This window comes from Citrobacter sp. LJND-P06, from assembly GCF_058188415.1.
The window spans coordinates 2,478,328-2,504,144 of the sequence record NZ_CP187317.1; the positions used below are offsets into that span (position 1 = coordinate 2,478,328).

Consider the following 25,817-nt stretch of genomic DNA (forward strand, 5'->3'; position numbering starts at 1 on the left):
TTGCCGGTACACGACTTTTCGCCTGATGCGAAAGAAACATAGAATAAAGCGCCGGAATCAGGAGTACCAGCGCTTAAAACAAGAAATTTGCATCTTTAAGGAGCAAGCCTGTCGATTTTCCACCCGTTGTTTTCGCGTTGGTACAAAAAGCGGTCATGCAGACGGTGTTCGCCACCCTGCCAGAATTCCATTTGCTCTATGCTGACGCGAAAACCGCCCCAGAAACTGGGCAGCGGCACGTCGCCCTGCTGGAATTTCTGCTTCAGTTCAAGGAACTTGCTTTCGAGGATGCCACGCGCGGAGATACGGCTCGACTGTTTAGAAACCCAGGCGCCAATCTGGCTGTCACGCGGGCGACTGTGAAAATACTTCACCACTTCAAGCGTGGACAGGCGTTCCGCTTTACCAATCACCATGACCTGACGTTCCAGCATGTGCCACGGGAACAACAGACTGATGCGCGGATTGTTTTCGAGTTGATGCGCCTTACGGCTACCGAGGTTGGTATAAAACACCATCCCTTTTTCGTCGTAATGCTTGAGTAACACGATACGTTGATAGGGTTGACCATTTTCATCAACGGTCGCCACCACCATCGCCGTCGGATCTGCCAGTCTGGCTTCGCATGCCTGACCCAGCCAGCGCTCAAAAAGGGGTAATGGTTCGGCGGGAAGATCGTGGCGACGCAGGCCACCTTTGGTGTATTCACGGCGCAAATGCGCGATTTGCTGCAATTCGTCGTTATCAGACATGATGTTCGCTACGGATTGTCAGTGGGTGGCGCTATTGTGCGCCGCCCTGCTGAAAATCTCAACGCTTCGGGTTTTGTAACTGGCAGTTATTTAGCACAATTCTGTCACGTTTGTAGACCGTAGCACTGTCGCCTTTTGACCAGAAGACGTAAATGCCATCCGTATAGCGAGCACCTGATGCAGACACGCCCTGCGTGAGGGTTTGCAGTTTATTATCGTAGATAAAGCTCACCTCTTGTCGGGTATTGTTCAATTTGACGGTGAGCGGTTTTTCATCACACTGGTATTCCAGCGTATCTGTTTGCATACGCTCAACGAATTGATTGTAGACGCTACAACCGGTGAGCAGCATGGGCAGACAAACGAGTAAGAGTTTTTTCATAGACGTATCCTGACGACTTTCCTGGTCCCGGAGGGTAAAACACCCTCCTTAACATCCTCAGTGTAACGGCATACGGTCGAAGAAAAATTCAGTTAACTCTGAGATCGTGGATTTGCAGGGAAAATAGCGCCCAATACGCTCGATTCTGAGGCGCCCGTCACTGAAGGCAGGTTTCCAGGGAGTCCAGCGAGCGTTCGCCAGGCAAGCCAGGCAAAGGCAAGCGCTTCCATATCATCGCCGCTGATCCCCGCGTCATCGGTACTGGTCACTTCAGTTCCTGGCAATAATCCCGCCAGACGCGCCATCAGCAACGGGTTACGGCTGCCGCCGCCGCAGACCATTAACCGCTCGCAACCACCGCTCAGCAAAACTTGCTCTGAGATCGTTACCGCCGTCAGTTCCGCCAGCGTCGCCTGCACATCGCGAGGCTGAAGACCCGGAAATAATGAGAGGTGGCGTTCTATCCAGCCGTAGTTGAAATACTCACGCCCGGTACTCTTCGGCGCCGGCAGCGAAAAATACGGGTCGCTCAGCATATTCTGTAGCAATGGGAGGATAACATGGCCCTCGCTCGCCCACTGCGCGTCTTTGTCATAGGGTTTGCCACACTGCCGCCAGATCCACGCATCCATGAGCATATTCCCCGGCCCCGTGTCATAGCCGCGAACCGGTTGTTCGGGGATGAGCAGCGACAAATTGGCGATGCCCCCAATATTCAGCACCATGCGTCTTTCTGTGGGATGCGCCAGCAGTGCCTGATGAAATGCGGGAACCAACGGTGCGCCCTGACCGCCCAGCGCAATGTCACGACGCCGAAAATCACCCACCACCGTTATTCCGGTACGCGCCACAATCTGGTTGTTATCGCCAATTTGCAAGGTATGCGGCGCAATCCCACCAGGCTCATGCCACACGGTCTGCCCATGGCAGCCGATAGCAATAATGTCCTTAGGCTTCAGATTTTGCTGTACCAGCATCGCGTTGACGGCCTCGGCAAAAAGTTGTCCGAGCTGTGTATCCAATTGACCAAATTGGGAAAGCGTGAGTTGCTGCCCCTGGCAAATATCCAGTATGGCCTGTTTCAGATGAACAGGAATCGGCCAACTCAGACTCGCCTGTTGAGCCACCATATTTTCGTCTATTGCCGCCAGCACAACATCGACACCGTCAAGACTGGTCCCGGACATAACACCAATAAAACGGCCCGATTTCATATATTTTCCTTTTTGGCATGGATTTCACTTTTCGCACTCAACCATAATATACCGGTCAATGCCACGCTTCACTGCCGAATTTTGAGCGCGCTTTCCGCACGATGAATCTGTATTCTGATAAATCTCGCGAGTCATCCGTTTATACTTGGTTAACCCAATTCTGATTATGATTTTCACAATGTTCCAGTAGAACATGTGACCTTAGGCTCACAAATGCCATATAATTTAACCATGAGGGATGCTTAAGTAGCGTTTCGTGGTGAACAGGAGATTTATAAATGATTAAACGTGTGCTGATCGTTTCAATGATGGGGTTGTCTTTGGCGGGCTGTACGAACACCGATAGCCTTTCCGGGGATGTCTATACCGCATCTGAAGCAAAACAAGTTCAGAATGTCACGTATGGGACTATTGTGAATGCTCGTCCGGTTCAAATTCAGGGTGGTGATGATTCGAATGTCATCGGTGCTATCGGCGGTGCGGTATTGGGTGGTTTCATCGGTAACACCGTCGGCGGCGGTACCGGACGCTCTCTGGCAACCGCGGCAGGTGCAGTAGCCGGTGGCGTTGCAGGTCAGAGTGTACAGGGTGCTATCAACAAAACGCAGGGTGTGGAGCTGGAAATCCGTAAAGATGACGGCAACACCATTATGGTTGTTCAGAAACAAGGCAGTACCACGTTCTCTGCAGGTCAGCGCGTTGTACTGGCCAGCAACGGTAGCCAGGTTACCGTTTCTCCGCGCTAACCGGAGCGCTGATACCGCCTGACGTAAGACGAGTATGTGTGGCCTGCCGGGTCACACATACGTCTTTCCGGTTAATCCTGCGACTGCAACTCGATAATGTTGTGCTCAAGTTTGGCAACCAGCTTGATTAAAATGTCAATTTCCTGCTGAGAAATCCCTTCCAGAATCTCCCCACGGGTCTTATCAATCACCGCTTCCATCTCGGTAATCAGCGGCGTGGCTTTTTCCGTGAGTTTTATACGTTTTGCGCGACGATCGCTTGGGCACGTCTGTCGCGAAATTAACCCTTTCTCTTCGAGCTGATCTAACGTACGAACCAGTGAAGGCTGCTCAATGCCGATCGCTTTCGCCAGTTGAATTTGCGACTGCTCAGGCGGCAATTGATGAATGTTGTGCAGCGTTACCCAGTGTGTCTGCGTCAACTCCAGAGGTTTCAGGCGATGGTCAATCAGAGCACGCCAAATGCGCACCAACCGTGCCAGATCAGAACCTAGTGGCGATTCCAATTTCATCTCCTTATAATTAGCTTGCTAAGTTATTATACTGATTTTAGAATAGTGTGCAGCATTTATATTCTCAAAACAAATGTATTGCTAAATTTGCATACGGGTAGACATTTTTTCAGACATTATGCGAGAAAGACGTGCGTTGCCCCACTCTATACTCAATGTAAAACCACGCTTTCTAATGCAAAGGAATAGTGCTTGTGACATTCATGTTCAACGCAACAGGATTGCCCTTACAAGATCTGGTGTTCGGCGCATCAGTGTATTTTCCTCCCCTGTTCAAAGCGTTCGCGCTGGGATTTGTTATCTGGTTGATTTTCCATCGCCTGTTGCGCGACTGGATTTACTCAGGTGAAATCTGGCATCCCATGTTGATGGACCTTTCTCTTTTCACACTTTGCGTCTGCCTGAGCCTTATCTTACTGATTGTGTGGTGATTATGTCCCTGAAAACCATTAAATACTTTTCAACCATTGGGGTTGCTGTTATCGCCGTGCTGGCCGGGTGGTGGCTGTGGAATTATTATATGCAGTCGCCGTGGACGCGTGATGGTAAAGTCCGGGCAGAACAAGTGAGCGTGACGCCTCAGGTCTCCGGAAGCATAATTCAACTCAATGTGAAAGATAACCAGTTCGTCAATGCAGGCGATCTTCTCTTCACTATCGACAAGACCCCGTTCCATATTGCTGAACTTAACGCACAGGCACAGCTCGCGAAAGCGCAGTCCGACCTGGCAAAAGCCAATAATGAGGCAAATCGCCGTCGGCATTTATCCCAAAACTATATCTCCGCCGAAGATATGGACACGGCGAATCTCAACGTTAAAGCCATGCAGGCCAGTGTTGACGTCGCCAGAGCAACCCTGAATCAGGCGCAGTGGCAACTCACCCAAACGGAAGTCAAAGCCCCGGTCGCCGGGTGGGTAACCAATCTATCGACCCGCACGGGCGATTATGCCACCACCGGCAAGCCCCTGTTTGCGCTTGTCGACAGTCACTCATTTTATGTGATCGGCTATTTTGAGGAAACCAAATTACGCCATATCCGTGAAGGCGCTCCGGCACACATTACATTGTACAGCGGCAATATAAAGTTACAGGGTCACGTATCCAGCATTGGCCGGGCCATTTACGACCAAAGTGTGGAAAGCGATTCCGGGCTGGTGCCTGATATCAAGCCCAATGTTCCGTGGGTTCGCCTGGCGCAGCGCGTCCCTGTACGTATTGAATTTAACGCGTTGCCGCATGACGTCACGCTGGTGTCGGGCACCACCTGTAGCGTGGCGATTGCTGGTCAGCGCTAATGAAACGCCTTCAACAGGTGTTGCAAAACGCCCCCTGGTTTAAAGCAACATCGGGGCAATGGCGATATGCCTTACGCAACACCATTGCCATGTGTCTTGCACTGACGTTTGCCTATTATCTGAACCTGGATGAACCCTACTGGGCGATGACCTCTGCTGCGGTAGTGAGTTTTCCGACAGTAGGTGGCGTTATCAGCAAAAGCCTCGGGCGTATCGCCGGGAGTTTACTTGGCGCAACCGCGGCCCTGATCCTGGCGGGACATACCCTCAACGAGCCCTGGCTCTTTTTGCTGAGTATGGCCGCCTGGATTGGCTTTTGTACCTGGGCCTGCGCGCACTTCACCAACAACGTGGCCTATGCGTTTCAGTTAGCAGGCTATACGGCGGCAATCATCGCCTTTCCGATGGTCAACATTAGCGAGATAACCCAGTTATGGGATATTGCTCAGGCTCGCGTGTGTGAAGTGATTGTAGGGATCCTGTGTGGGGCGACAATGATGATGATCTTGCCCAGTACGTCTGACGGCACCACATTGCTCACCGCGTTAAAAAACATGCATGCGCGATTACTGGAACATGCCAGTCAACTCTGGCGGCCCGAGACAACGGACGCTATTCGTTCCGCCCACGAAGGGGTGATTGGTCAAATCCTGACGATGAATTTATTACGCATCCAGGCCTTCTGGAGCCATTATCGTTTTCGTCAGCAGAATGCCTTGCTCAATTCACTGCTGCACCAGCAACTACGTCTGACCAGCGTCATCTCAAGCCTTCGCAGAATGCTACTCAACTGGCCCAATCCACCGGCACATCTCCCGGATGTGATTGAGCAACTGCTGGTCACGCTCGCTAAACCGCAGACAGACAGCTACACCGTGGCGCGGATTATTGCCCCATTGCGCCCACTGGACAACCAGGACTATCGGCACGTCGCATTCTGGCAACGGTTACGGTATTTCTGCCGGGTCTACTTACAAAGCAGCTATCGCTTAAATTTGCTGGAAAATGGCGCGCCGGTTGAGCAAATAAGCGTGAAGCGCAGCCCTGGACTTGCCCGTCACACCGATAACGCGGAAGCCATCTGGAGTGGCCTGCGGACGTTTTGCACATTGATGGTGATTGGCGCGTGGAGCATTGGCGCGCAATGGGAGTCCGGCTCTGGCGCGTTAACGCTGGCGGCCATCAGTTGCGTACTCTATTCTGCCGTTGCGACCCCATTCAAATCGCTCTCTCTGCTGATGCGCACGCTTATTCTGTTGTCGCTGTTCAGTTTCGTCGTCAAATTTGGGCTGATGGTACAAATCACCGATCTCTGGCAGTTCCTGTTGTTCCTGTTCCCGCTGCTGGCGACGATGCAGTTACTGAAGTTACAGATGCCAAAACTGGCGGGGCTTTGGGGGCAGCTCATTGTGTTTATGGGGTCGTTTATCGCCGTCACTAACCCGCCAGTTTATGATCTGGCTGACTTTTTAAACGACAACACCGCCAAGATAGCCGGCGTTGCCCTCTCCTGGCTGGCGTTCGCCATTCTACGCCCCGGCTCAGACGCCAGGAAAAGCCGACGTCACATTCGCGCATTACGCCGGGATTTTGTGGATCAGCTCAGTCGTTACCCCTCGCTGAGCGAGAATGAGTTTGAATCCCTGACGTATCATCACGTTAGCCAACTCAGTAACAGTCAGGATGCGTTAGCGCGACGGTGGTTATTACGGTGGGGAGTGGTGTTGCTGAACTGTTCGCACGTTGTCTGGCAGTTACGCGCCTGGGAGGCACGTTCAGATCCACTTTCGCGGGTGAGAGATATTTGCATCGCGTTATTGCATGACGTGATGAGCGAGCGCGGCGTTCAACAACGCCCACTCGCCACCACGTTGCAGGAATTGCAGCGCATCTGCGACACGCTTTCGCACCATCATCAGCCCGCGGCACAAGAACTGGCGGCGCTTATCTGGCGACTTCACTGCTCACTTTCGCAACTTGAACAAGCGCCACCGCAGGGTACGCTGACATCCTGATTATTTGATAACGCCACAGGCATAACGCGCCCCGCCACCGCCCAGCGGTTTTGGTTGATCGGACATGTTATCGCCGCCAGCATGGACAATCAGCGCCTTGTGTTTAACGTCATCGAGGGATGTGAGTCGCGGGGCAACAACCGGCGTTGTCGCCGTACCGTCGCTCTTCACCACCAGCAGGGGCAAGTCACCCATATGGCCTGCGCCACCGGGGCCTTCATGTTTGCCGGTTTTATGGGGATCGAGATGTCCTCCTGCGGACTCCGCGGCGGAGGCTTTACCCTCTTTCATCGCGGGCTCGCAGCTCCCGTTGGAATGGACGTGAAAACCATGTTCTCCCGCAGGTAACGCGTTAAGATCGGGGGTAAATTGCAGGCCTTTATCGGTTTCTGTGATAGTAACCGTGCCAATCGCTTGCCCGACGCCTTGCGATGTCACCAGATTCATGTCCACTTTTTCACTGTTGGCCTGCGCACCCGCACAAACCAACAGCGTCAACATTGCCAGACTCACACGTTTCATAGAACCTCCGTCAATTTATCTCCCCGTTAAGTGTAAACCAGCGAAATAATCTTGAGCGTAAAGTCCGTATGTGGGTTATGGCACGTCGTAACCGAGAGCGGCTTTGCGGATACGGAACCATTGCTGGCGCGTCATATTCAATGACTCTGCTTCAATCGCCGAACGCACCCGCTCAATTTTCCCGGAGCCGATAATGGGCAATGGCTGCGAAGGCAGTCGCAAAATCCACGCATACACCACCTGCTCGATGGATTGCGCATTGAGTTCTTCCGCAATCGTGGCAAGTTCATTACGCAGCGGCTGGAATTGCTCATCATTAAACAAGCGCCCGCCGCCGAGGCAGGACCAGGCCATTGGGCGAATACGCAGTTGCTGGAGCTGATCGAGCGTACCATCCAGTAACAGAGGCTGGTGAACTGGCGAGATTTCCACCTGGTTAGTGGCGAGGGTGAACGGCAGGCGTGACTGCAACAACGTGAACTGTGCTGGCGTGAAGTTCGACACCCCAAAGTGGCTGACCTTTCCACTTTTGTGCAATTGTTTAAACGCTTCTGCGACATCATCGGCGTCCATCAACGGATCGGGGCGATGAATCAACAGCAGGTCAAGATGGTCGGTTGCCAGATTTTTCAGCGACTGTTCCGCGCTGGCAATAATATGTGCGCTATCGGTAATGTAATGGCCGAGCGTATTTTCTGCCCGCGCAGTAGTCGCAATACCGCACTTAGTGACAATTTGCATGCGTTCGCGCAGATGCGGCGCCAGCTTCATGGCCTCGCCAAATGCCGCTTCACACTGGTAACCACCATAAATATCCGCATGGTCAACCGTGGTAACGCCTAATTCAAGATGCTCTTCAATGAAACTGACCAACTGACGCGCGGACATATTCCAGTCCATCAAACGCCAGTAGCCCATAACGAAGCGGGAAAACTCCGGGCCTTGCGGCGCAATCGTGACACGCTGAACCATAACAGCTTCCTCATCAATAGACAGGTGTTGAGTATACGCAATTACGCTTTTAAAAGAGTGAAGGTTGTTGCGGTTCTTCCTGCGGATCGGGTTTGTTTGCACGCAATCTGCGCATCAGGCGCTGACGGCATAAACGCAGCACCTCTTGTTTTTCGGCATCGCTCATATTTTGCCAGTTAAAGCGCTCATCACGGCTGCGCAGACATCCACGACAAAACCCACGATCATCCGACTGACAGATGCCGCGACACGGGCTCTGGACGGGAAAAAACTCCAACTGCTCAGCCACATCCCCTCCTTAATTAAGGTAGCTCTGCACCCCATACTTCATGTTGCGGCGCACCGCCTGAAGGATGATATCTCTATGACAATTGAAGACGCTAACTGAAATTCTGGCAACTTCTGTTGCATTAGACCGACTGGTCTATTACACTCTTTTCCCATGAACAAACAGACTGAACATGACACACGCGAACATCTTCTGGCAACAGGCGAAAAGCTTTGCATGCAGAAAGGCTTCACCGGAATGGGGTTGAGCGAGCTGCTAAAAACCGCCGAAGTGCCGAAGGGTTCGTTTTATCACTATTTTCGCTCTAAAGAAGCGTTTGGCGTCGCGATGCTCGAACGTCACTATGCGGCGTACCATCTGCGTCTGGCAACGCTCCTAGAATCCGGCGCGGGTAATTATCGCGATCGGGTTCTGACGTACTATCAGGAAACCCTGAACCAGTTTTGCCAGCAAGGCAGTATTAGCGGTTGTTTAACCGTTAAACTTTCCGCTGAGGTGTGCGACCTTTCGGAAGATATGCGTACCGCGATGGACAAAGGCGCACGGCACATTACTGCGCTGCTGGCGCAGGCGCTGGAAAAAGGGCGTGAAAGTCACTGTTTGTCGTTTGCCGGGGAACCTCTGCAACAGGCGCAGGTGCTGTATGCCCTGTGGTTAGGGGCGAATCTGCAGGCCAAAATTTCTCGTAGTGCCACCCCGCTGGAAAGCGCGCTGGCACATGTAAAAACCATTGTTGCAACGCCTGCCGTTTAACAGGCGTTTTTATTTACTTCATCACTAGACGACCGGTCTATTCAGGAGTCATCCACCATGTCATCCGAAAAATTATTTACCCCACTGAAAGTCGGTGCCATTACCGCCGCAAACCGCGTATTTATGGCCCCTCTTACCCGTTTGCGCAGCATTGAGCCGGGTGATATTCCGACACCGTTAATGGCGGAGTATTATCGTCAACGCGCAAGTTCGGGGCTTATCATCTCCGAAGCGACCCAGATCTCTGCCCAGGCGAAGGGTTACGCTGGCGCACCAGGGCTGCACAGCCCGGAACAGATTGCCGCATGGAAAAAAATCACTGCCGGTGTTCACGCAGAACAGGGGCATATTGCCGTGCAACTTTGGCACACCGGGCGTATCTCTCACAACAGCCTGCAGCCAAATGGTCAGGCGCCTGTTTCCGCTTCCGCGATCATCGCGAATACCCGTACTTCTCTGCGCGATGAGAATGGTCATGCGACCCGCGTAGATACCTCTATGCCGCGCGCGCTGGAAACCGACGAAATTCCGGGCATCGTGAACGATTTCCGCCAGGCGATTGCGAACGCGCGTGAAGCCGGTTTCGATCTGGTTGAACTGCATTCAGCCCACGGTTATCTGTTGCATCAGTTCCTTTCCCCTTCCTCAAACCACCGTACCGATCAATACGGCGGCAGCGTTGAAAACCGTGCGCGTCTGGTTCTGGAAGTGGTGGATGCCGGTATTCAGGAATGGGGCGCAGACCGCATTGGTATTCGCGTGTCACCAATAGGTTCTTTCCAGAATGTGGATAACGGCCCGAACGAAGAAGCCGACGCGCTGTATCTGATTGAAGAACTGGGCAAACGCGGCATTGCGTATCTGCACATGTCCGAACCGGACTGGGCGGGCGGTCAACCTTATACCGAAGAATTCCGTCGTAAAGTACGTGAACGCTTCCATGGCCCAATTATCGGCGCTGGCGCATACACCCCGGAAAAAGCCGAGGATCTGATCGCCAAAGGGTTGATCGATGCGGTGGCATTTGGTCGTGCCTATATTGCCAACCCGGATCTGGTTGCGCGTCTGCAACGTAAAGCCGAACTCAACCCACAGCGCAGTGAGAGTTTTTATGGCGGTGGCGCGGAAGGCTATACCGACTACCCTACTCTCTGATCCCACCTTCTGTATTCCTTCATTGATAGCGGCGTAAAATCGCCGCTATACTAAAACAACATTTTGAATGTATTGACCATTTTAAAGGGGAACCACAATGCGTTTACTTCATACCATGTTGCGCGTCGGCGATCTGCAACGCTCCATTGATTTTTACACCAACGTGCTGGGCATGAAACTGCTGCGCACCAGCGAAAACACCGAATACAAATATTCTCTGGCATTCGTCGGTTACGGTGAAGAACGTGATGAAGCGGTGATTGAGCTGACCTATAACTGGGGCGTCGGCAAGTATGAGCTGGGTACCGCGTACGGTCATATCGCCCTGAGTGTGGATAACGCCGCCGAAGCCTGCGAGCGCATTCGCCAAAATGGCGGCAACGTCACCCGTGAAGCAGGCCCGGTCAAAGGCGGCAGCACGGTGATTGCGTTTGTTGAAGATCCGGACGGTTACAAAATCGAACTGATCGAAGAGAAAGACGCAGGTCGCGGTCTGGGCAACTGATTTCCTTCCGGGTGCAGACCCCTGCGCCCGTTGTTTTACTGCATCCCGGCACAAAATTTGGCATAATGCGCGCTGCAATTTTTCTGTATTAAGAGACCCTGATGTCCGATAACGCTCAACTTTCCGGTCTGTGTGACCGTTTTCGTGGTTTTTATCCTGTCGTAATAGATGTCGAAACGGCCGGGTTTAACGCCAAAACCGATGCGCTGCTTGAGATCGCCGCCATCACACTGAAAATGGATGAACAAGGCTGGTTGATGCCGGACACGACGCTGCATTTTCATGTCGAACCGTTTGAAGGGGCAAACTTACAGCCTGAGGCGCTGGCCTTTAACGGCATCGATCCGTCGAATCCACTGCGCGGCGCCGTCAGCGAGTACGACGCGTTGCACGCAATATTCAAAATGGTGCGCAAAGGCATTAAAGACAGCGGTTGCAACCGGGCCATCATGGTTGCCCACAATGCCACCTTCGACCACGGCTTTATGATGGCCGCAGCGGAACGCGCATCGTTGAAGCGTAATCCGTTCCATCCTTTCGTGACCTTCGATACCGCGGCACTCAGCGGTCTGGCGCTGGGGCAAACCGTATTGTCAAAAGCCTGTCTGGCGGCAGGTATGGAGTTTGATGGCGCCCAGGCGCACTCCGCGCTCTATGACACCGAACGCACTGCAATCCTGTTTTGCGAAATTGTGAACCGCTGGAAACGCCTTGGCGGGTGGCCGCTACCGCTACCGGAAGACGCGTAATCATTTTATTCAGGACGGGTAACGTGACTAGTCCTGATATAGGTTGACACTTTTCAGCCTTAAAACGCCTGATGAACTTCATCGGGCGTTTTGTATTTTAACGACAGATGGGGTCGCCGTGTGTTGTAAATCTCTACCGACTCCCTGACCATCTTTCTCGCCTGCTCAATATCTTCTGGCCTGACGAGAAGATATTCCATTTTTAATATCCCGTTTACCCGTTCCGCCAGCGCATTCTGATAGCAGTCATATCCATCCGTCATCGAGCAGATGACGCCGTAACGTTCATGCAGCGCCTGATATTCTGTTGAACAGTACTGGATACCCCGGTCTGAGTGATGTATCAGTGGGGCTGTTGTACGCCTGCTCACCAGTGCCATTTTGAGTGCGGTGGCCACATGCCGGGTATGCAGACTTTCATGTACATGATATCCCACTATTTTTCGCGACCAGACATCGGTTACCAGACTGACATACGCCGTTCCCTGACGCAGTGGAAGATACGTGATATCCGCGACCCATATCTGTTCCGGATGGCTGGCAACAACCTGATGTTCACCTGACTTCAATAAGTTAGGGTGACAATAAAAGCGATGATGGCTGTTCGTCGTTTTATGATAGGCCCGCTTCGGCATCACCAGTAAATGCGAGCAACGCAGTATCCGGAACAGACGGTCACGGCCAACATACAGCGCCGGGTCTGCTTGTTGTCGCAGCAGATAATGCAATTTACGCGTGCCCAGCCGGGGCTGTTGCAACCGGATGGTCGTCACCTGTTCAATGATGTTCCTGGCCTGAATTTCCCGGCCACGCTCACGCTGCAAAGACTGATACCATGCCTGCCGGCTAATCCCCAGGAACCGGCAGGCACGTGTTACTGTGAGTCCCGGCGTTTGTGTTTGCGTGATAAGACGTCCAACTGCTTTTTTGTCAGAGTCGCTCCGAACTCCGTATTCATAACTTTCACAACCGCTTCAAAAAACTGTGCTTTGATTTCTGATTCAGCGAGTTGCTGCTCGAGTTCTTTAATTCGCTGTTCGGGGGTGAGAGGCATTTTAGGCATGTTAACTCCGCATGCTCTGACAGGAGAGGAGGAACGCCAGTCGAGTTGACCATATTTGCGCAGCCATGCCATGACTGTGTAGCTACCCTGAATACCGTAGCGATCTTGCGCCTGGCGGTAAGTCATTTCACCTTTTTCGACCTGTTCAACAACGGCCAGTTTAAAGGATAGTGGGTAATCGCGTTGTGTGCGTTTAATGTATTGGTTCATCACATTCTCCTCAGTGTGCGAGTTAAATGTGTCAACGCTATTTAGGACGGGTCAACGCCCATAAAAAAGCGACCAATGAATGGTCGCTTTTTTTATTTCTGCTGATTACTCAGCATCAGGTTCTTCGGTTTTGTATTTCGCCGCAGTTTCTTTAATCAGTTGCTGCAACTCACCGCGCTGATACATTTCGATCAAAATATCACAGCCGCCAACCAGTTCACCATCAACCCACAGTTGCGGGAAGGTTGGCCAGTTTGCATATTTCGGTAATTCCGCGCGAATATCCGGGTTCTGCAGGATATCAACATAGGCAAAACGCTCGCCACAGGCAGACAACGCCTGGACAGCCTGTGCGGAGAAACCACAGCTAGGCAGTTTTGGAGAACCTTTCATGTACAGGAGAATCGGGTTTTCAGCGATCTGGCGCTGGATTTTTTCGATAGTGGTGCTCATTGTCTTGCTTCCTTTAACTTCTTTTACGGCAGTAGTCTGACATTGTAGCGGGTCAGACTGGCAACGGAAAATAACATTTTCATTACGCTTTATTATTTTATCCCCTGGTGCGATAAGTTGCATTCTCTATATTCCTTATCCTGTGAAACAACACACCCAGGACTCTCCGCTGACCATTTTTAGTCCGCGCTGTCGATTTTTTTTGCAGTCGCTTACGAAACGAGGTTTTAAATGATAAAAGCGATTAACTTTCTGTGCTTTTATAGATTAGAATCGACAGGTTTTGTAAATCACACGCAGGCATGATAGCCGCCTGCATTAACCAGAGGACTGCTCAGTGGCGCGAATAAACCGGATTTCGATCACGCTCTGTGCTTTGCTTTTTTCGACACTCTCTTTCACATCCCCGGCTAATGCTTCCCGGCAAACCAGGGAGACGCCTGCGGTTTCTCATGTAACGAAAACGGCAGATAAACATAAGAACGCGACGGCCAGTAAAAAAACAACCAAAACCAGTCAGAAAACCGTCAAAAAAACCGTTAACAAAACCAGCGTAAAAACGGTCTCTTCGGCCAAAAAACGCACCACCACGCCCGCAAAAACCACCAAAACCGCACATCGCCGCGTCTCCTCCACAACAGCAAAAACAGCCGCCGTCACCTGGAGCGAAAAGTGCACGCCACGCAAAGGCCGCAAGCCCCATTGCGTGAAGGTGAAAGAAACCGCGCCAGTTTCGCTTGCTGATGCACATAAGGTCAGAGTACAGAAAGCGACCAAAACGGCGATGTCCACATTGATGAATCAGATTGGCAAACCGTATCACTGGGGCGGCACGTCGCCACGCACCGGTTTTGATTGCAGCGGTCTGGTCTATTACGCCTATAAAGATCTGGTGAAGTTCCGTATTCCGCGTACAGCCAATGAAATGTACCACCTTCGCGATGCCTCACCGATTGAGCGTGATGAACTGATGAATGGCGATCTGGTCTTCTTCCGAACCCAGGGGCGCGGTACCGCGGATCACGTCGGCGTGTATGTCGGCAATGGTAAATTTATCCAGTCCCCCCGTTCAGGGCAGGAAATTCAGATAACCTCATTGAGCGAAGATTACTGGCAACGCCACTATGTCGGCGCCCGCCGCGTCATGACGCCAAAAACCATTCGTTAATTTCTTACCCTGTTTGTTACGCAACAGGGTAAGTTCTTCTTTTGCATCACCTTTCAATTTGCTACCCTATCCTTACGTACTTTATGGCTATTGTACGTACCCATATTAATAATAAGGAGAGAAGCAATGTCGTTCGAATTACCTGCATTACCGTATGCCAAAGACGCCCTGGCACCTCACATTTCCGCTGAGACGCTGGAATATCACTACGGCAAACATCACCAAACCTATGTAACGAATCTTAATAACCTGATCAAAGGTACCGCCTTTGAAGGTAAATCGCTGGAAGAGATCGTCCGTAGTTCAGAAGGTGGCGTATTCAATAACGCAGCCCAGGTCTGGAACCACACGTTCTACTGGAACTGCCTGGCCCCGAACGCGGGCGGTGAACCAACCGGTAAACTGGCTGACGCTATCGCTGCGTCCTTCGGTAGCTTTGCTGAGTTCAAAGCACAGTTCACCGATGCTGCAATTAAAAACTTCGGTTCCGGCTGGACCTGGCTGGTAAAAGGGACTGATGGCAAACTGGCTATCGTTTCTACGTCCAACGCGGGTACTCCGCTGACCACGGATGCCACCCCGCTGATGACCGTTGACGTGTGGGAACATGCTTACTACATCGACTACCGTAATGCCCGTCCTGGCTACCTGGAGCATTTCTGGGCGCTGGTAAACTGGGAATTCGTTGCGAAGAACTTCGCGGCGTAAATACGACAACGCAGAAGGGAAACCTTCTGCGTTTTTATTTTCAACTCAGTCGTTTAGTTGGCGACATATGCCGTTTCAGGTTGCCTTCTCGCTGAAACAAAGACCAGCAATAACGCCAGCCCTGCCACAATGGCGCCCATCACCGGAACAAAGCTATATCCCAGACCGCCGGAAATCACCGCGCCACCTGCCGCCGCGCCTAACGCATTCCCAAGATTAAATGCCCCAATATTCACCGATGAAGACAACCCCGGCGCCTCACTGGCAACACGCATCACGCGCATCTGCAAAGGCGGTACGACGGCAAATGTTGCCGCGCCCCACACGACCATACTGAACGCAGCGCCCAGGTCATTGCGCGCCAGGAAAGGAATCGCCAGCATGATAACCATCAGCAGCAGTAAGAAACCTTTCAGCGTACCGTTGACGGAACGATCGGCCAGTTTGCCGCCTAAATAGTTGCCGATCGAAAATCCGACGCCGATCAGAACTAACATGGCGGTGACAAATGCCGGCGTAGCATGGGCGATGTTTTGCAGAACGGGGGAAATATAGGTGTAGAGGGTAAACATTGCCCCCGCCCCCAGCACAGTGGTGAGCAGCGCAGAAAGCACCTGCGGACGTAATAAGACCGCCAGTTCTTTACGCACATCGGGGCGTTCCCCTGCTCCCCCTTTCGGCAGAGAGAAGAATAAACTGAGCATCGCAATCACCCCCAGCCCGGCCGTTGCTAAAAAGGACATCCGCCAGCCAATGGTTTCCCCAAGCCATGTAGCGGCAGGTACGCCGCCGATGTTTGCAATGGTCAGCCCCATAAACATCGTCGCCACGGCGCTGGCCTGTTTATGTTTCGGCACCACGCTGGCCGCCACGACCGAACCCAATCCGAAAAACGCGCCATGATTTAGGCTGGTCAAAATGCGCGATAGCATCAAGGTGGTGTAATCCGGCGCAATGGCCGACAGGACGTTGCCCAGCGTAAAAATGGCCATCAGAAAAATCAACGCATTACGACGAGCCCGGTGTGAAAGCAGCAGGGTCATCAACGGCGCGCCCACCATCACGCCCACCGCATAAGCGCTAATGAGCATCCCGGCGGCGGGAATAGAGACATTCACGCCATGCGCAATGACGGGCAACAGCCCCATTGGAGAGAATTCCGTGGTTCCAATACCAAATGCGCCAATCGCAAGCGCCAGTAAGGGGTAATTGATTTTCATACGTCGACTCCGCTGACCGTGCCGCGAAGCGACACCCGATAAGAGCCAAAAGCATGACATCAATCACAAAAATAATAAAGTTAACAGAATGGCAAAAGACTTTTGCTGATTGAGTAACAATGAAGGGGTAACGAAATGAGGGAGAGCACGCTCCCTCACGGTAAATCAGTGCAGTGCGGCGGTCAGACCACCCGCGACGATCAAGCCCAGAACAATAATAGTGGTTACTAATGAAAACTTCAGATCGGTGCTCATCAAATTTGCTCCTTTTTATTCCCACACAAAAAGTGATATTGCGCATTTTTACACACTTGGATGTAAAAATCTCCCAGGATTTATATTGATAACCACTTTTAACTCTTCCCCTTTTCGTCAAGATCAGACAAAATTCCACGCTTACTTGATTAGTGTACCGGCCATTGACCCCCTCCTGACGTTTCGTGTCGTTTTCCCGGCGTGCCGCAACCCTGATGTTGCGATAAGGGTGTGTAGAGGCAAACGTTTACCTACAGTATTTTCAGGAGTTTGGATATGGTCTGGAGTGAAATGTAATGGCAACAATTAAAGATGTAGCGAAGCGAGCAAACGTTTCCACTACAACCGTATCACATGTAATTAACAAGACGCGTTTTGTCGCAGAAGAGACGCGCAATGCTGTCTGGGCTGCTATCAAAGAATTGCACTACTCCCCGAGTGCCGTCGCCCGCAGCCTGAAGGTGAATCACACCAAATCTATCGGCCTGCTGGCAACTAGCAGTGAAGCCGCTTATTTCGCTGAGATTATTGAAGCCGTTGAGAAAAACTGCTTCCAGAAAGGCTACACCCTGATTCTTGGCAATGCCTGGAATAATCTCGAAAAACAACGGGCCTACCTTTCCATGATGGCGCAAAAGCGTGTGGATGGTCTGCTGGTCATGTGTTCGGAATACCCGGAGTCCCTGCTCTCCATGCTTGAAGAGTATCGCCATATTCCTATGGTGGTTATGGATTGGGGCGAAGCGAAAGCTGACTTTACCGATACGGTCATTGATAACGCGTTCGAAGGCGGTTATATGGCCGGTCGTTATCTGGTCGAGCGCGGTCATCGTGAGATTGGCGTCATTCCTGGCCCAATGGAACGTAACACGGGTGCTGGCCGCCTGGCGGGCTTTATGAAGGCGATGGACGAAGCGCTGATAAAAGTGCCGGAAAACTGGATAGTTCAGGGCGATTTTGAACCCGAGTCTGGTTATCGTGCAATGCAGCAGATCCTCTCTCAGACCCATCGCCCCACAGCGGTATTCTGCGGTGGTGACATCATGGCAATGGGGGCGCTGTGCGCTGCCGACGAAATGGGTTTGCGCGTACCGCAAGATATTTCGGTGATCGGTTATGACAATGTGCGCAACGCGCGCTATTTCACCCCCGCACTGACCACGATTCACCAGCCGAAAGACTCACTGGGCGAAACGGCCTTTAATATGTTGTTAGACCGAATCGTCAACAAGCGTGAAGAGTCGCAGTCTATTGAAGTCCACCCGCGACTGATCGAACGTCGTTCGGTTGCTGATGGTCCGTTCCGCGACTATCGTCGTTAAGCCTCCCCTGCGGGAACCTCTTCAGGTTCTCGCAGCCACTCTTTATTCAGCGTTTCACTGTCACCTAAATACTCCAGCAGCCAGGCTAATGCGGGCGAGGTGTCATTTTGCTGCCAGGTCAGGCAACATGCCGCATCCGGGAATGGATTCTCCAGGGTTAATGCGACCCATTTGCCGCTGTCGATCCACGGTTTTGCAAAATGCGTAGGCACCATACCGACACATAACCCGGCGGAAAGGCAGGTCGCTGACGACTCCCAATCCGGTACGATCACCCGTTTTTGGTTATCCAGCAGCCAGGTAATACGTTTAGGCAGTGTCCGTGAGGTGTCTTCACGAACCAGCGACGGCCAGTTGCGCAACGTATCATCACTCAAAGGGCCGGGCATCGTCGCCAGAGGATGATGACGTGCCACCACACAGCTCCAGCTCAACATTCCCATATCGCGAAAGGTATAGCGCCCACCGACGGGGATAGCCTGCGTCGCCCCAATCGCCAGTTCCACGCGTCCGTCGGACAGCGCATCCCAGACGCCGTTGAACACTTCCTGAGAAACAATCAGCTCAACATCATCAAAATGACGGTAGAAATCGACAATCATCTGCCGGGTGCGATCTGCCCGCACAATATTGTCCACCGCGATGGAGAGCTGTCCTCGCCAGCCGTTAGCAATTTGTTGGCACTGCTGGCGGGTGATCTGCATTTTTTTGATAACAGAGCGACCTTCTTTTAAAAACCAGGCACCCGCGGGCGTCAATTCCACATCCCGATGGCGTCGTTCAAACAAGGGCACCGCCAGCCACTCTTCCAGTTGACGTACGGTGTAGCTGACTGCAGAAGGCACGCGATGCAGCTCCTGGGCGGCGGAACTGAAGCTGCCATTGCGCGCGACAGCATCAACAACTTCAAGGGAATATTCTGACCACATATTCTGCCTACAAAAATTTTGAACTCAGTAGACAAATATTAGCGTTTCACAACAGGAATTTCACTCCCTACACTCTGCGGCCATGTCTTACTGATAAAAAAAGAGAATGTATTATGCAACCGGGAAAAGGGTTTTTAGTCTGGCTGGCGGGTCTCAGCGTACTGGGTTTTCTGGCAACAGACATGTACTTACCTGCTTTTGCTGCCATTCAGGCCGATCTGCAAACACCGGCCTCTGCCGTCAGCGCCAGTCTGAGCCTGTTCTTAGCCGGGTTCGCCATCGCCCAGCTTGCCTGGGGGCCGCTGTCCGATCGTTATGGCCGTAAGCCTATATTATTGCTCGGTTTGTCCATCTTCGCCTTCGGAAGTCTGGGTATGCTGTGGGTAGAAAGTGCAACAGGCTTACTGGTGCTGCGCTTTATTCAGGCTATTGGCGTGTGTGCTGCCACCGTTGTCTGGCAGGCGCTGGTAACCGATTACTATCCTTCGCAAAAAGTTAACCGTATTTTTGCCACCATCATGCCCCTGGTCGGGTTGTCGCCTGCACTTGCGCCGTTGTTAGGGAGCTGGATCCTCGCGCATTTTTCCTGGCAGGCCATTTTCGCCACGCTGTTTGTGATTACGCTGATCCTGATGTTGCCAGCCCTGCGTTTAAAACCCACCGCTAAAGCACGTAACGATAGCCAGGATAAATTGACGTTCACCACCCTGCTGCGTTCAAAAGCCTATCGCGGGAACGTGCTGATTTACGCGGCCTGTTCCGCCAGCTTCTTTGCATGGTTAACCGGTTCGCCGTTCATCCTTAGCGAAATGGGTTATAGCCCCGCAGTGATTGGTCTTAGTTATGTTCCGCAAACCATCGCCTTCCTGATTGGTGGGTACGGTTGCCGTGCAGCGTTACAAAAATGGCAGGGTCAACAACTGTTACCCTGGTTACTGGCCATCTTCGCATTGAGCGTCGTTGCGACCTGGGCGACCAGTTTTATTAACGCTGTATCGTTGACCGAAATTCTGATCCCCTTCTGTGTCATGGCTATCGCCAACGGCGCAATTTACCCTATTGTTGTGGCTCAGGCATTGCGTCCATTCCCCCAAGCCACCGGGCGTGCCGCCGCATTGCAGAATACACTGCAGTTGGGTCTCTGTTTCTTCGCCAGTCTGGTCGTCTCGTGGTTAATCAGCACGCCGTTGCTGACGACCACCAGCGTCATGTTATCAACCGTTGCGCTTGCAGGATTAGGCTATTGGATGCAGTCGCAGGCGAGTGAGTCCACGCACCACACCACGCACTCTGAGATGGCACACAACGATTCGTACTAAAAATAGCGATAACAGCCACTCATTAGCTCGCTAACATTTTTGGGTTGTTTCACCGAAAATAGAGGCCTATACTCATTTTCGGTTGTTACAAAAATACGATAAATATTACGTTCTAACGGGAGCCGGAGCGCTCCCGTTTAACCAGGGAATGGTCTTTTCGGCAAGGGTTCTCCCTTCCTCTGTTCTACGTCGGATTATAGGCTCGCGGACTTTTTCCGTGAGATTTCTCACAAAGCCAAAAAGCGTCTACGCTGTTTTAAGGTTCTGATCACGACCCGTGATGGAGAAACTATGAGTTCATCGTGTATAGAAGAAGTCAGTGTACCGGATGATGACTGGTACCGTATCACCAACGAATTACTGAGCCGTGCAGGCGTTGCTATCAACGGCCCTGCCCCGGCGGATATTCAAGTCAAAAACCCCGATTTTTTCAAACGCGTATTGCAGGAAGGTTCGCTGGGTTTAGGTGAAAGTTACATGGATGGCTGGTGGGAGTGCGAGCGACTGGATATTTTCTTCAATAAAGTTTTGCGCGCAGGCCTCGAAAATCAACTTCCTCACCATTTCAAAGATACACTTCGCATCGCAGGCGCACGCCTGTTCAACCTGCAAAGTAAAAAACGCGCCTGGATAGTCGGCAAAGAGCATTACGATCTTGGTAATGATCTTTTCAGCCGGATGCTTGACCCGTACATGCAATATTCCTGCGCCTACTGGAAAGAGGCCGATACTCTGGAATCTGCCCAGCAGGCGAAGCTAAAAATGATTTGTGAAAAATTGCAGCTTAAACCGGGTATGCGTGTGCTGGATATCGGCTGCGGCTGGGGCGGATTATCGCAATATATGGCGGCCAATTACGCGGTCAGCGTGGTTGGCGTGACCATTTCGGCAGAGCAGCAGAAAATGGCGCAGCAGCGCTGCGAAGGACTCGATGTCTCCATTCTGCTGCAAGATTATCGCGACTTACAGGATCAGTTCGATCGTATTGTCTCGGTAGGTATGTTTGAACATGTCGGCCCCAAAAACTACGACACCTACTTTGAGGTGGTTGACCGTAATTTAAAATCTGACGGCCTGTTTCTGCTTCATACCATCGGCTCTAAAAAGACCGACAACAATGTCGACCCGTGGATCAATAAATATATCTTCCCGAACGGTTGCTTACCTTCCGTACGTCAGATTGCTAACGCCAGCGAGCCGCATTTTGTGATGGAGGACTGGCACAATTTTGGCGCCGATTATGATACAACGCTGATGTCGTGGCATTCACGCTTTATTAAAGCCTGGCCTGACATCGCAGAGAATTACAGCGAGCGTTTTAAGCGGATGTTCAGTTATTATTTGAATGCCTGCGCTGGTGCATTTCGCGCCCGCGATATTCAACTCTGGCAGGTCGTTTTTTCACGCGGTGTTGAACACGGTCTGCGCGTTCCCCGCTAACAGAGCAGCCCCCGAATTCTGCGGGGGCCACTTTTATCTTTTAGGCGTCATTCGCCAGCTTATTCGCGGCACTGTCGCGGGCCGCTAATACGCGCTCAACCGTATCGATAACCGCCTGGGTTTGCGGATCGATTTCGATATTCACGCGAGCGCCCAGCTTTTTCTTGCCCAGCGTAGTGCGTTCAAGCGTTTCTGGAATAAGGTGAACACAAAAACGCGTTGCGGTGACTTCTCCAACGGTCAGGCTGATGCCATCGATGCCGATATATCCTTTGTACAGAATATATTTCATCAACTGCGGATCCTGTATTTTGAACCAAATCTGACGGTTATTTTCTGAGGTCAGAATTTTTGAGATCTCGGCGGTGGTCATAATATGACCCGACATTAAATGCCCACCAATCTCATCACTGAATTTGGCGGCGCGTTCAACATTCACCAGATCGCCGACGTTCAGCTCACCTAAATTCGTAATACGTAAGGTCTCTTTCATCAAATCGAAACTGATCTGATTACCCTTGATTTCGGTCACGGTCAGACAACAACCGTTATGCGCCACCGACGCGCCCGTCTCCAGCGCATCCAGCATGTGTTCAGGTAATTCCACTACATGAGTGCGAAAATTCGGTTTTTCATCAATCGACACCACTCTGGCGGTGCCCTGCACAATACCCGTAAACATACCTGCAACTCCTGAAATCAGTTTGAAAATCTCTGCCCAGCACAATAGCAGGTGAAAATTCAGGTTGCCAGCAAAGTGCCGCTCACACCTGTTTTTTCACTGGAGAATTACACATTCCCCGCTACAATAGACTGCAAATTCCCCTGCATCTTCTTCTTGCTGCCAATCAAGGCGGCTTTTCTGGTCTCTCAAATAACAACAAAAAACAAGGTGTATACGTGCAAAAGTATATCAGTGAAGCGCGTCAGTTATTAGCTCTGGCAATACCGGTGATTCTCGCGCAAATCGCCCAAACCGCAATGGGGTTTGTTGATACCGTGATGGCCGGTGGATACAGCGCCACAGACATGGCGGCTGTCGCCATTGGCACATCCATTTGGTTACCGGCCATTCTGTTCGGCCATGGCCTGCTGCTGGCGATGACCCCCGTCATTGCGCAGTTAAATGGTTCCGGACGCCGTGATCGTATCGCCCATCAGGTGCGCCAGGGATTCTGGCTGGCGGGGAGTGTCTCCGTCCTCATCATGGTCGTGCTGTGGAACGCCGGGTATATCATCCGCTCCATGCATAATATTGATCCGGCGTTGGCCGATAAAGCCGTCGGTTATCTGCGCGCCCTGCTGTGGGGAGCGCCAGGATATCTGTTTTTCCAGGTGGCGCGTAACCAGTGCGAAGGATTAGCCAAAACCAAGCCCGGCATGGTCATGGGATTCCTCGGACTGCTGGTCAATATTCCGGTTAACTACATCTTCATTTACGGCCATTTTGGCATGCCGGAACTGGGCGGTGTTGGCTGTGGTGTTGCGACCGCCGCGGTGTATTGGGTGATGTTTATCGCGATGGTTTCCTACATCAGGCGCGCACGTTCGATGCGCGATATTCGTAATGAACCAGGATTCAGTAAACCCGACACCGCCGTGGTGAAACGGTTAGTCCAGTTAGGTCTGCCGATAGCATTAGCCCTGTTCTTCGAAGTGACCCTCTTTGCCGTGGTGGCGTTGTTAGTATCGCCACTGGGTATCGTCGATGTGGCGGGTCACCAGATTGCACTCAACTTCAGTTCGTTGATGTTTGTACTGCCAATGTCGTTGGCAGCGGCGGTGACGATTCGGGTGGGGTATCGTCTGGGTCAGGGATCAACACTGGATGCGCAGACCGCAGCCAGAACCGGTTTGGGTGTCGGTGTCTGCATGGCGATGATGACGGCAATTTTCACGGTCACACTGCGAGAGCATATCGCCCTGCTCTATAACGATAATCCGGCAGTCGTTGCGCTGGCGGCACAGTTAATGCTGCTGGCAGCGATTTATCAGATCTCCGACTCCATTCAGGTCATTGGCAGCGGTATTTTACGTGGCTATAAAGACACGCGATCCATCTTTTTTATCACCTTCACCGCGTATTGGGTGTTGGGGTTGCCCAGCGGGTATATCCTGGCGTTAACCGACCTGGTCGTTGACCGTATGGGGCCGGCGGGCTTCTGGATAGGCTTTATTATCGGTCTGACCTCTGCAGCCATTCTTATGATGCTGCGTATGCGATACCTGCAACGCCAACCGTCTACGGTTATTTTGCATCGCGCTGCGCGATAAATACACAATGCCCACCTAAAAAAAAACCGAACACACATTGTGTGTTCGGCATCCAATAGATGAATAAATGTACTACTGCGTAGGTAGAATATCACGCAGGTACATATTCATTCCTCTCATCATAGATTTAATAAATAAATTAAAAACTCATATTTGAGTCACAAAACTATCGATAAAAAGAGCCGCACAGGTCTACGGCTCGCTAATTATAACGATTTAGGTATTTAAAACAAATACACAAAACTGATGTGAAATATTATTTCATTCACACCATGAATGAGTGTTTCCGTTAGTTACGGCTGTATTAACTAATAACAACTAATAAATAGTTAGGAATTGCTGAACTATTAAGATTCAGCTTAGGATGTCCCTGATTCAAGGAATCGCAATTAGTTCCATCTTCTAAAAATAAATTCTGTATTTGAGGGATAAAATGAAAAGAAAAGTATTGGCTATCGTCATTCCAGCCCTGATGGCGGCTGGTGCAGTTCACGCTGCTGAAGTTTATAACAAAGACGGTAACAAGTTAGATCTCTATGGCAAAGTCGATGGTTTGCATTACTTCTCTGATGACACCAACTCTGATGGTGACCAGACTTATATGCGTTTAGGTTTCAAAGGTGAAACGCAGATCACTGACCAACTGACGGGTTTCGGTCAGTGGGAGTATCAGGTAAACGCCAACAGCACCGAAAGCGACCATGGCAACAGCTTCACCCGTCTGGCGTTTGCCGGTTTAAAATTCGGTGATTACGGTTCATTCGACTACGGTCGTAACTACGGCGTTCTCTACGACGTTGAAGGCTGGACCGATATGCTGCCAGAGTTCGGCGGTGACTCCTATACCAAAGCTGACAACTTCATGACCGGTCGTGCGAATGGCGTGGCAACTTACCGTAATAACAACTTCTTCGGGTTAGTTGATGGTCTGAGCTTTGCCCTGCAGTACCAGGGCGCTAACGAAAACCAGGTCACAGACGAAGTCTACTTCGACGGTACGACCCAGGAAGGTACCGCCAATGGCGGCGACCGTAATGTGAAAAATTCCAACGGCGACGGGTTCGGTATCTCCTCTACGTATGATCTGGGGATGGGCGTCAGCTTCGGTGCGGCATATACCTCTTCCGATCGTACTAATGAGCAGGTTAACCATTCAACCGCAGGTGGCGACAAAGCGGATGCATGGACGACTGGCCTGAAATATGATGCTAACAACATCTATCTGGCCACCATGTATTCTGAAACCCGCAATATGACGCCGTATGGTGGCCGTTCTGATACTATCGCCAACAAAACGCAGAACTTTGAAGTGACTGCACAATATCAGTTCGACTTCGGTTTACGTCCGGCCGTTTCTTTCCTGATGTCTAAAGGTAAAGACCTGGTCGGTACGGACAACGATAAAGATCTGGTGAAATATGCTGATATCGGTGCGACTTACTACTTCAACAAAAACATGTCCACCTATGTTGATTACAAAATCAACCTGCTGGATGAAGACGACAGCTTCTATTCCCGTAACGATATCGCAACTGATGACGTCGTTGCTTTAGGCCTGGTTTACCAGTTCTAATATTTACCCCGTATCAAGTC

General features: G+C 51.5%; 27 protein-coding genes and 1 pseudogene. 15 read left to right on the forward strand and 13 right to left on the reverse strand.

Annotation, left to right across the window (positions count from 1 at the left end; all coding sequences use genetic code 11):
- Positions 1–95: 95 nt before the first annotated feature.
- From pdxH to anmK, 3 genes are all read right to left on the reverse strand, one after another.
- A complete protein-coding gene (pdxH, locus tag ACO7SM_RS11845; RefSeq protein WP_490467711.1) occupies positions 96–752 on the reverse strand; it encodes a pyridoxamine 5'-phosphate oxidase in 657 nt (218 codons plus the stop codon).
- A 58-nt stretch (positions 753–810) separates the two neighbouring features.
- Positions 811–1,134 carry a C-type lysozyme inhibitor gene (mliC, locus tag ACO7SM_RS11850; protein WP_490467712.1) on the reverse strand — a complete coding sequence of 108 codons (324 nt, stop codon included), beginning with the start codon at positions 1,132–1,134 and terminating at the stop codon, positions 811–813.
- A gap of 92 nt (positions 1,135–1,226) precedes the next feature.
- Positions 1,227–2,348, reverse strand: coding sequence for an anhydro-N-acetylmuramic acid kinase (gene anmK, locus ACO7SM_RS11855; RefSeq protein ID WP_490467713.1), 1,122 nt, complete (start codon positions 2,346–2,348; stop codon positions 1,227–1,229).
- Positions 2,349–2,626: 278 nt separating this feature from the next.
- On the opposite strand from anmK, the gene slyB reads away from it, so the two are divergent.
- On the forward strand, positions 2,627–3,094 hold the full coding sequence (gene slyB, locus ACO7SM_RS11860) for an outer membrane lipoprotein SlyB (protein ID WP_162380421.1): 468 nt from the start codon (positions 2,627–2,629) through the stop codon (positions 3,092–3,094).
- Positions 3,095–3,165: 71 nt separating this feature from the next.
- Here slyB and slyA read toward each other — a convergent pair whose 3' ends face one another.
- A complete protein-coding gene (gene slyA / locus ACO7SM_RS11865; RefSeq protein ID WP_490467714.1) occupies positions 3,166–3,606 on the reverse strand; it encodes a transcriptional regulator SlyA in 441 nt (146 codons plus the stop codon).
- Positions 3,607–3,800: 194 nt separating this feature from the next.
- On the opposite strand from slyA, the gene ACO7SM_RS11870 reads away from it, so the two are divergent.
- The 3 genes and pseudogenes from ACO7SM_RS11870 to ACO7SM_RS11880 all read left to right on the forward strand — a co-directional run bounded on the left by ACO7SM_RS11870 (position 3,801) and on the right by ACO7SM_RS11880 (position 6,943).
- Positions 3,801–4,037, forward strand: a complete 237-nt coding sequence (locus ACO7SM_RS11870; RefSeq protein ID WP_490467715.1) for a DUF1656 domain-containing protein — start codon at positions 3,801–3,803, stop codon at positions 4,035–4,037.
- Positions 4,038–4,039: 2 nt separating this feature from the next.
- Entirely contained in the window at positions 4,040–4,903 is an 864-nt protein-coding gene (locus ACO7SM_RS11875; protein WP_490467716.1) for an efflux RND transporter periplasmic adaptor subunit, read from the forward strand.
- Positions 4,903–6,943 (forward strand): annotated as a pseudogene (locus ACO7SM_RS11880) (FUSC family protein). Before ACO7SM_RS11875 ends, ACO7SM_RS11880 begins: the two are co-directional and overlap by 1 nt.
- On the opposite strand, the gene sodC reads toward ACO7SM_RS11880, so the two are convergent.
- The 3 genes from sodC to ACO7SM_RS11895 form a co-directional block, all read right to left on the reverse strand.
- Positions 6,919–7,440, reverse strand: coding sequence for a superoxide dismutase [Cu-Zn] SodC (sodC, locus tag ACO7SM_RS11885; RefSeq protein WP_490467717.1), 522 nt, complete (start codon positions 7,438–7,440; stop codon positions 6,919–6,921). The pseudogene ACO7SM_RS11880 and the gene sodC overlap by 25 nt on opposite strands.
- A gap of 75 nt (positions 7,441–7,515) precedes the next feature.
- Positions 7,516–8,412 (reverse strand): aldo/keto reductase, encoded by an 897-nt coding sequence (locus ACO7SM_RS11890; protein WP_490467718.1) that lies wholly within the window; start codon positions 8,410–8,412, stop codon positions 7,516–7,518.
- A gap of 49 nt (positions 8,413–8,461) precedes the next feature.
- Positions 8,462–8,701, reverse strand: coding sequence for a DUF1289 domain-containing protein (locus tag ACO7SM_RS11895; protein ID WP_192612101.1), 240 nt, complete (start codon positions 8,699–8,701; stop codon positions 8,462–8,464).
- Between the two features lie 153 nt (positions 8,702–8,854).
- On the opposite strand from ACO7SM_RS11895, the gene ACO7SM_RS11900 reads away from it, so the two are divergent.
- The 4 genes from ACO7SM_RS11900 (at position 8,855) to rnt (ending at position 11,863) form a co-directional block, all read left to right on the forward strand.
- Positions 8,855–9,454: a TetR/AcrR family transcriptional regulator gene (locus ACO7SM_RS11900; RefSeq protein ID WP_490467719.1), complete on the forward strand. Its 600-nt coding sequence runs from the start codon at positions 8,855–8,857 to the stop codon at positions 9,452–9,454.
- 57 nt (positions 9,455–9,511) lie between these two features.
- Entirely contained in the window at positions 9,512–10,609 is a 1,098-nt protein-coding gene (locus ACO7SM_RS11905; protein WP_490467720.1) for an alkene reductase, read from the forward strand.
- Positions 10,610–10,706: 97 nt separating this feature from the next.
- The gene (gene gloA, locus ACO7SM_RS11910) at positions 10,707–11,114 is read left to right on the forward strand and encodes a lactoylglutathione lyase (protein WP_490467721.1); all 408 of its coding nucleotides are present in this window, start codon (positions 10,707–10,709) and stop codon (positions 11,112–11,114) included.
- Positions 11,115–11,215: 101 nt separating this feature from the next.
- Positions 11,216–11,863 (forward strand): ribonuclease T, encoded by a 648-nt coding sequence (rnt, locus tag ACO7SM_RS11915; protein ID WP_490467722.1) that lies wholly within the window; start codon positions 11,216–11,218, stop codon positions 11,861–11,863.
- Positions 11,864–11,922: 59 nt separating this feature from the next.
- On the opposite strand, the gene ACO7SM_RS11920 is transcribed toward rnt, so the two are convergent.
- Positions 11,923–13,136, reverse strand: a protein-coding gene (locus tag ACO7SM_RS11920) for an IS3 family transposase (protein WP_490467723.1) whose coding sequence is annotated in 2 segments (ribosomal slippage) — positions 11,923–12,794 and positions 12,794–13,136 — 1,215 coding nt in all. Because the reading frame shifts where the segments join, the coding sequence is not laid out codon by codon here.
- A gap of 105 nt (positions 13,137–13,241) precedes the next feature.
- A complete protein-coding gene (gene grxD / locus ACO7SM_RS11925) occupies positions 13,242–13,589 on the reverse strand; it encodes a monothiol glutaredoxin 4 (protein WP_003832760.1) in 348 nt (115 codons plus the stop codon).
- Between the two features lie 337 nt (positions 13,590–13,926).
- Here grxD and ACO7SM_RS11930 point away from each other — a divergent pair, with 337 nt between their 5' ends.
- A complete protein-coding gene (locus ACO7SM_RS11930) occupies positions 13,927–14,757 on the forward strand; it encodes a C40 family peptidase (RefSeq protein ID WP_490467724.1) in 831 nt (276 codons plus the stop codon).
- A gap of 126 nt (positions 14,758–14,883) precedes the next feature.
- The gene (gene sodB, locus ACO7SM_RS11935; protein ID WP_490467725.1) at positions 14,884–15,465 is read left to right on the forward strand and encodes a superoxide dismutase [Fe]; all 582 of its coding nucleotides are present in this window, start codon (positions 14,884–14,886) and stop codon (positions 15,463–15,465) included.
- Positions 15,466–15,518: 53 nt separating this feature from the next.
- Here sodB and ACO7SM_RS11940 read toward each other — a convergent pair whose 3' ends face one another.
- A complete protein-coding gene (locus ACO7SM_RS11940) occupies positions 15,519–16,685 on the reverse strand; it encodes an MFS transporter (RefSeq protein WP_192612094.1) in 1,167 nt (388 codons plus the stop codon).
- Between the two features lie 165 nt (positions 16,686–16,850).
- Positions 16,851–16,940 (reverse strand): cytochrome bd-I accessory subunit CydH, encoded by a 90-nt coding sequence (gene cydH, locus ACO7SM_RS11945; protein ID WP_003029209.1) that lies wholly within the window; start codon positions 16,938–16,940, stop codon positions 16,851–16,853.
- A 296-nt stretch (positions 16,941–17,236) separates the two neighbouring features.
- On the opposite strand from cydH, the gene purR reads away from it, so the two are divergent.
- Positions 17,237–18,262, forward strand: a complete 1,026-nt coding sequence (purR, locus tag ACO7SM_RS11950) for an HTH-type transcriptional repressor PurR (protein ID WP_203357959.1) — start codon at positions 17,237–17,239, stop codon at positions 18,260–18,262.
- Here the strand turns inward: purR and punR are convergent.
- Positions 18,259–19,191: a DNA-binding transcriptional activator PunR gene (gene punR / locus ACO7SM_RS11955; protein WP_490467726.1), complete on the reverse strand. Its 933-nt coding sequence runs from the start codon at positions 19,189–19,191 to the stop codon at positions 18,259–18,261. The genes purR and punR overlap by 4 nt on opposite strands.
- Before the next feature lie 113 nt (positions 19,192–19,304).
- Here punR and punC point away from each other — a divergent pair, with 113 nt between their 5' ends.
- Together punC and cfa are read left to right on the forward strand one after the other, a co-directional pair.
- Positions 19,305–20,510, forward strand: coding sequence for a purine nucleoside transporter PunC (punC, locus tag ACO7SM_RS11960; protein ID WP_490467727.1), 1,206 nt, complete (start codon positions 19,305–19,307; stop codon positions 20,508–20,510).
- A 291-nt stretch (positions 20,511–20,801) separates the two neighbouring features.
- Complete coding sequence (gene cfa, locus ACO7SM_RS11965) at positions 20,802–21,950, forward strand: cyclopropane fatty acyl phospholipid synthase (RefSeq protein WP_490467728.1); 1,149 nt, start codon at positions 20,802–20,804, stop codon at positions 21,948–21,950.
- Positions 21,951–21,990: 40 nt separating this feature from the next.
- Here cfa and ACO7SM_RS11970 read toward each other — a convergent pair whose 3' ends face one another.
- A complete protein-coding gene (locus ACO7SM_RS11970; RefSeq protein WP_490467729.1) occupies positions 21,991–22,632 on the reverse strand; it encodes a riboflavin synthase subunit alpha in 642 nt (213 codons plus the stop codon).
- Positions 22,633–22,850: 218 nt separating this feature from the next.
- On the opposite strand from ACO7SM_RS11970, the gene mdtK reads away from it, so the two are divergent.
- Together mdtK and ompC are read left to right on the forward strand one after the other, a co-directional pair.
- Entirely contained in the window at positions 22,851–24,224 is a 1,374-nt protein-coding gene (mdtK, locus tag ACO7SM_RS11975) for an MdtK family multidrug efflux MATE transporter (protein WP_490467730.1), read from the forward strand.
- Between the two features lie 433 nt (positions 24,225–24,657).
- The gene (gene ompC / locus ACO7SM_RS11980; protein WP_490467731.1) at positions 24,658–25,797 is read left to right on the forward strand and encodes a porin OmpC; all 1,140 of its coding nucleotides are present in this window, start codon (positions 24,658–24,660) and stop codon (positions 25,795–25,797) included.
- Positions 25,798–25,817 lie beyond the last annotated feature (20 nt).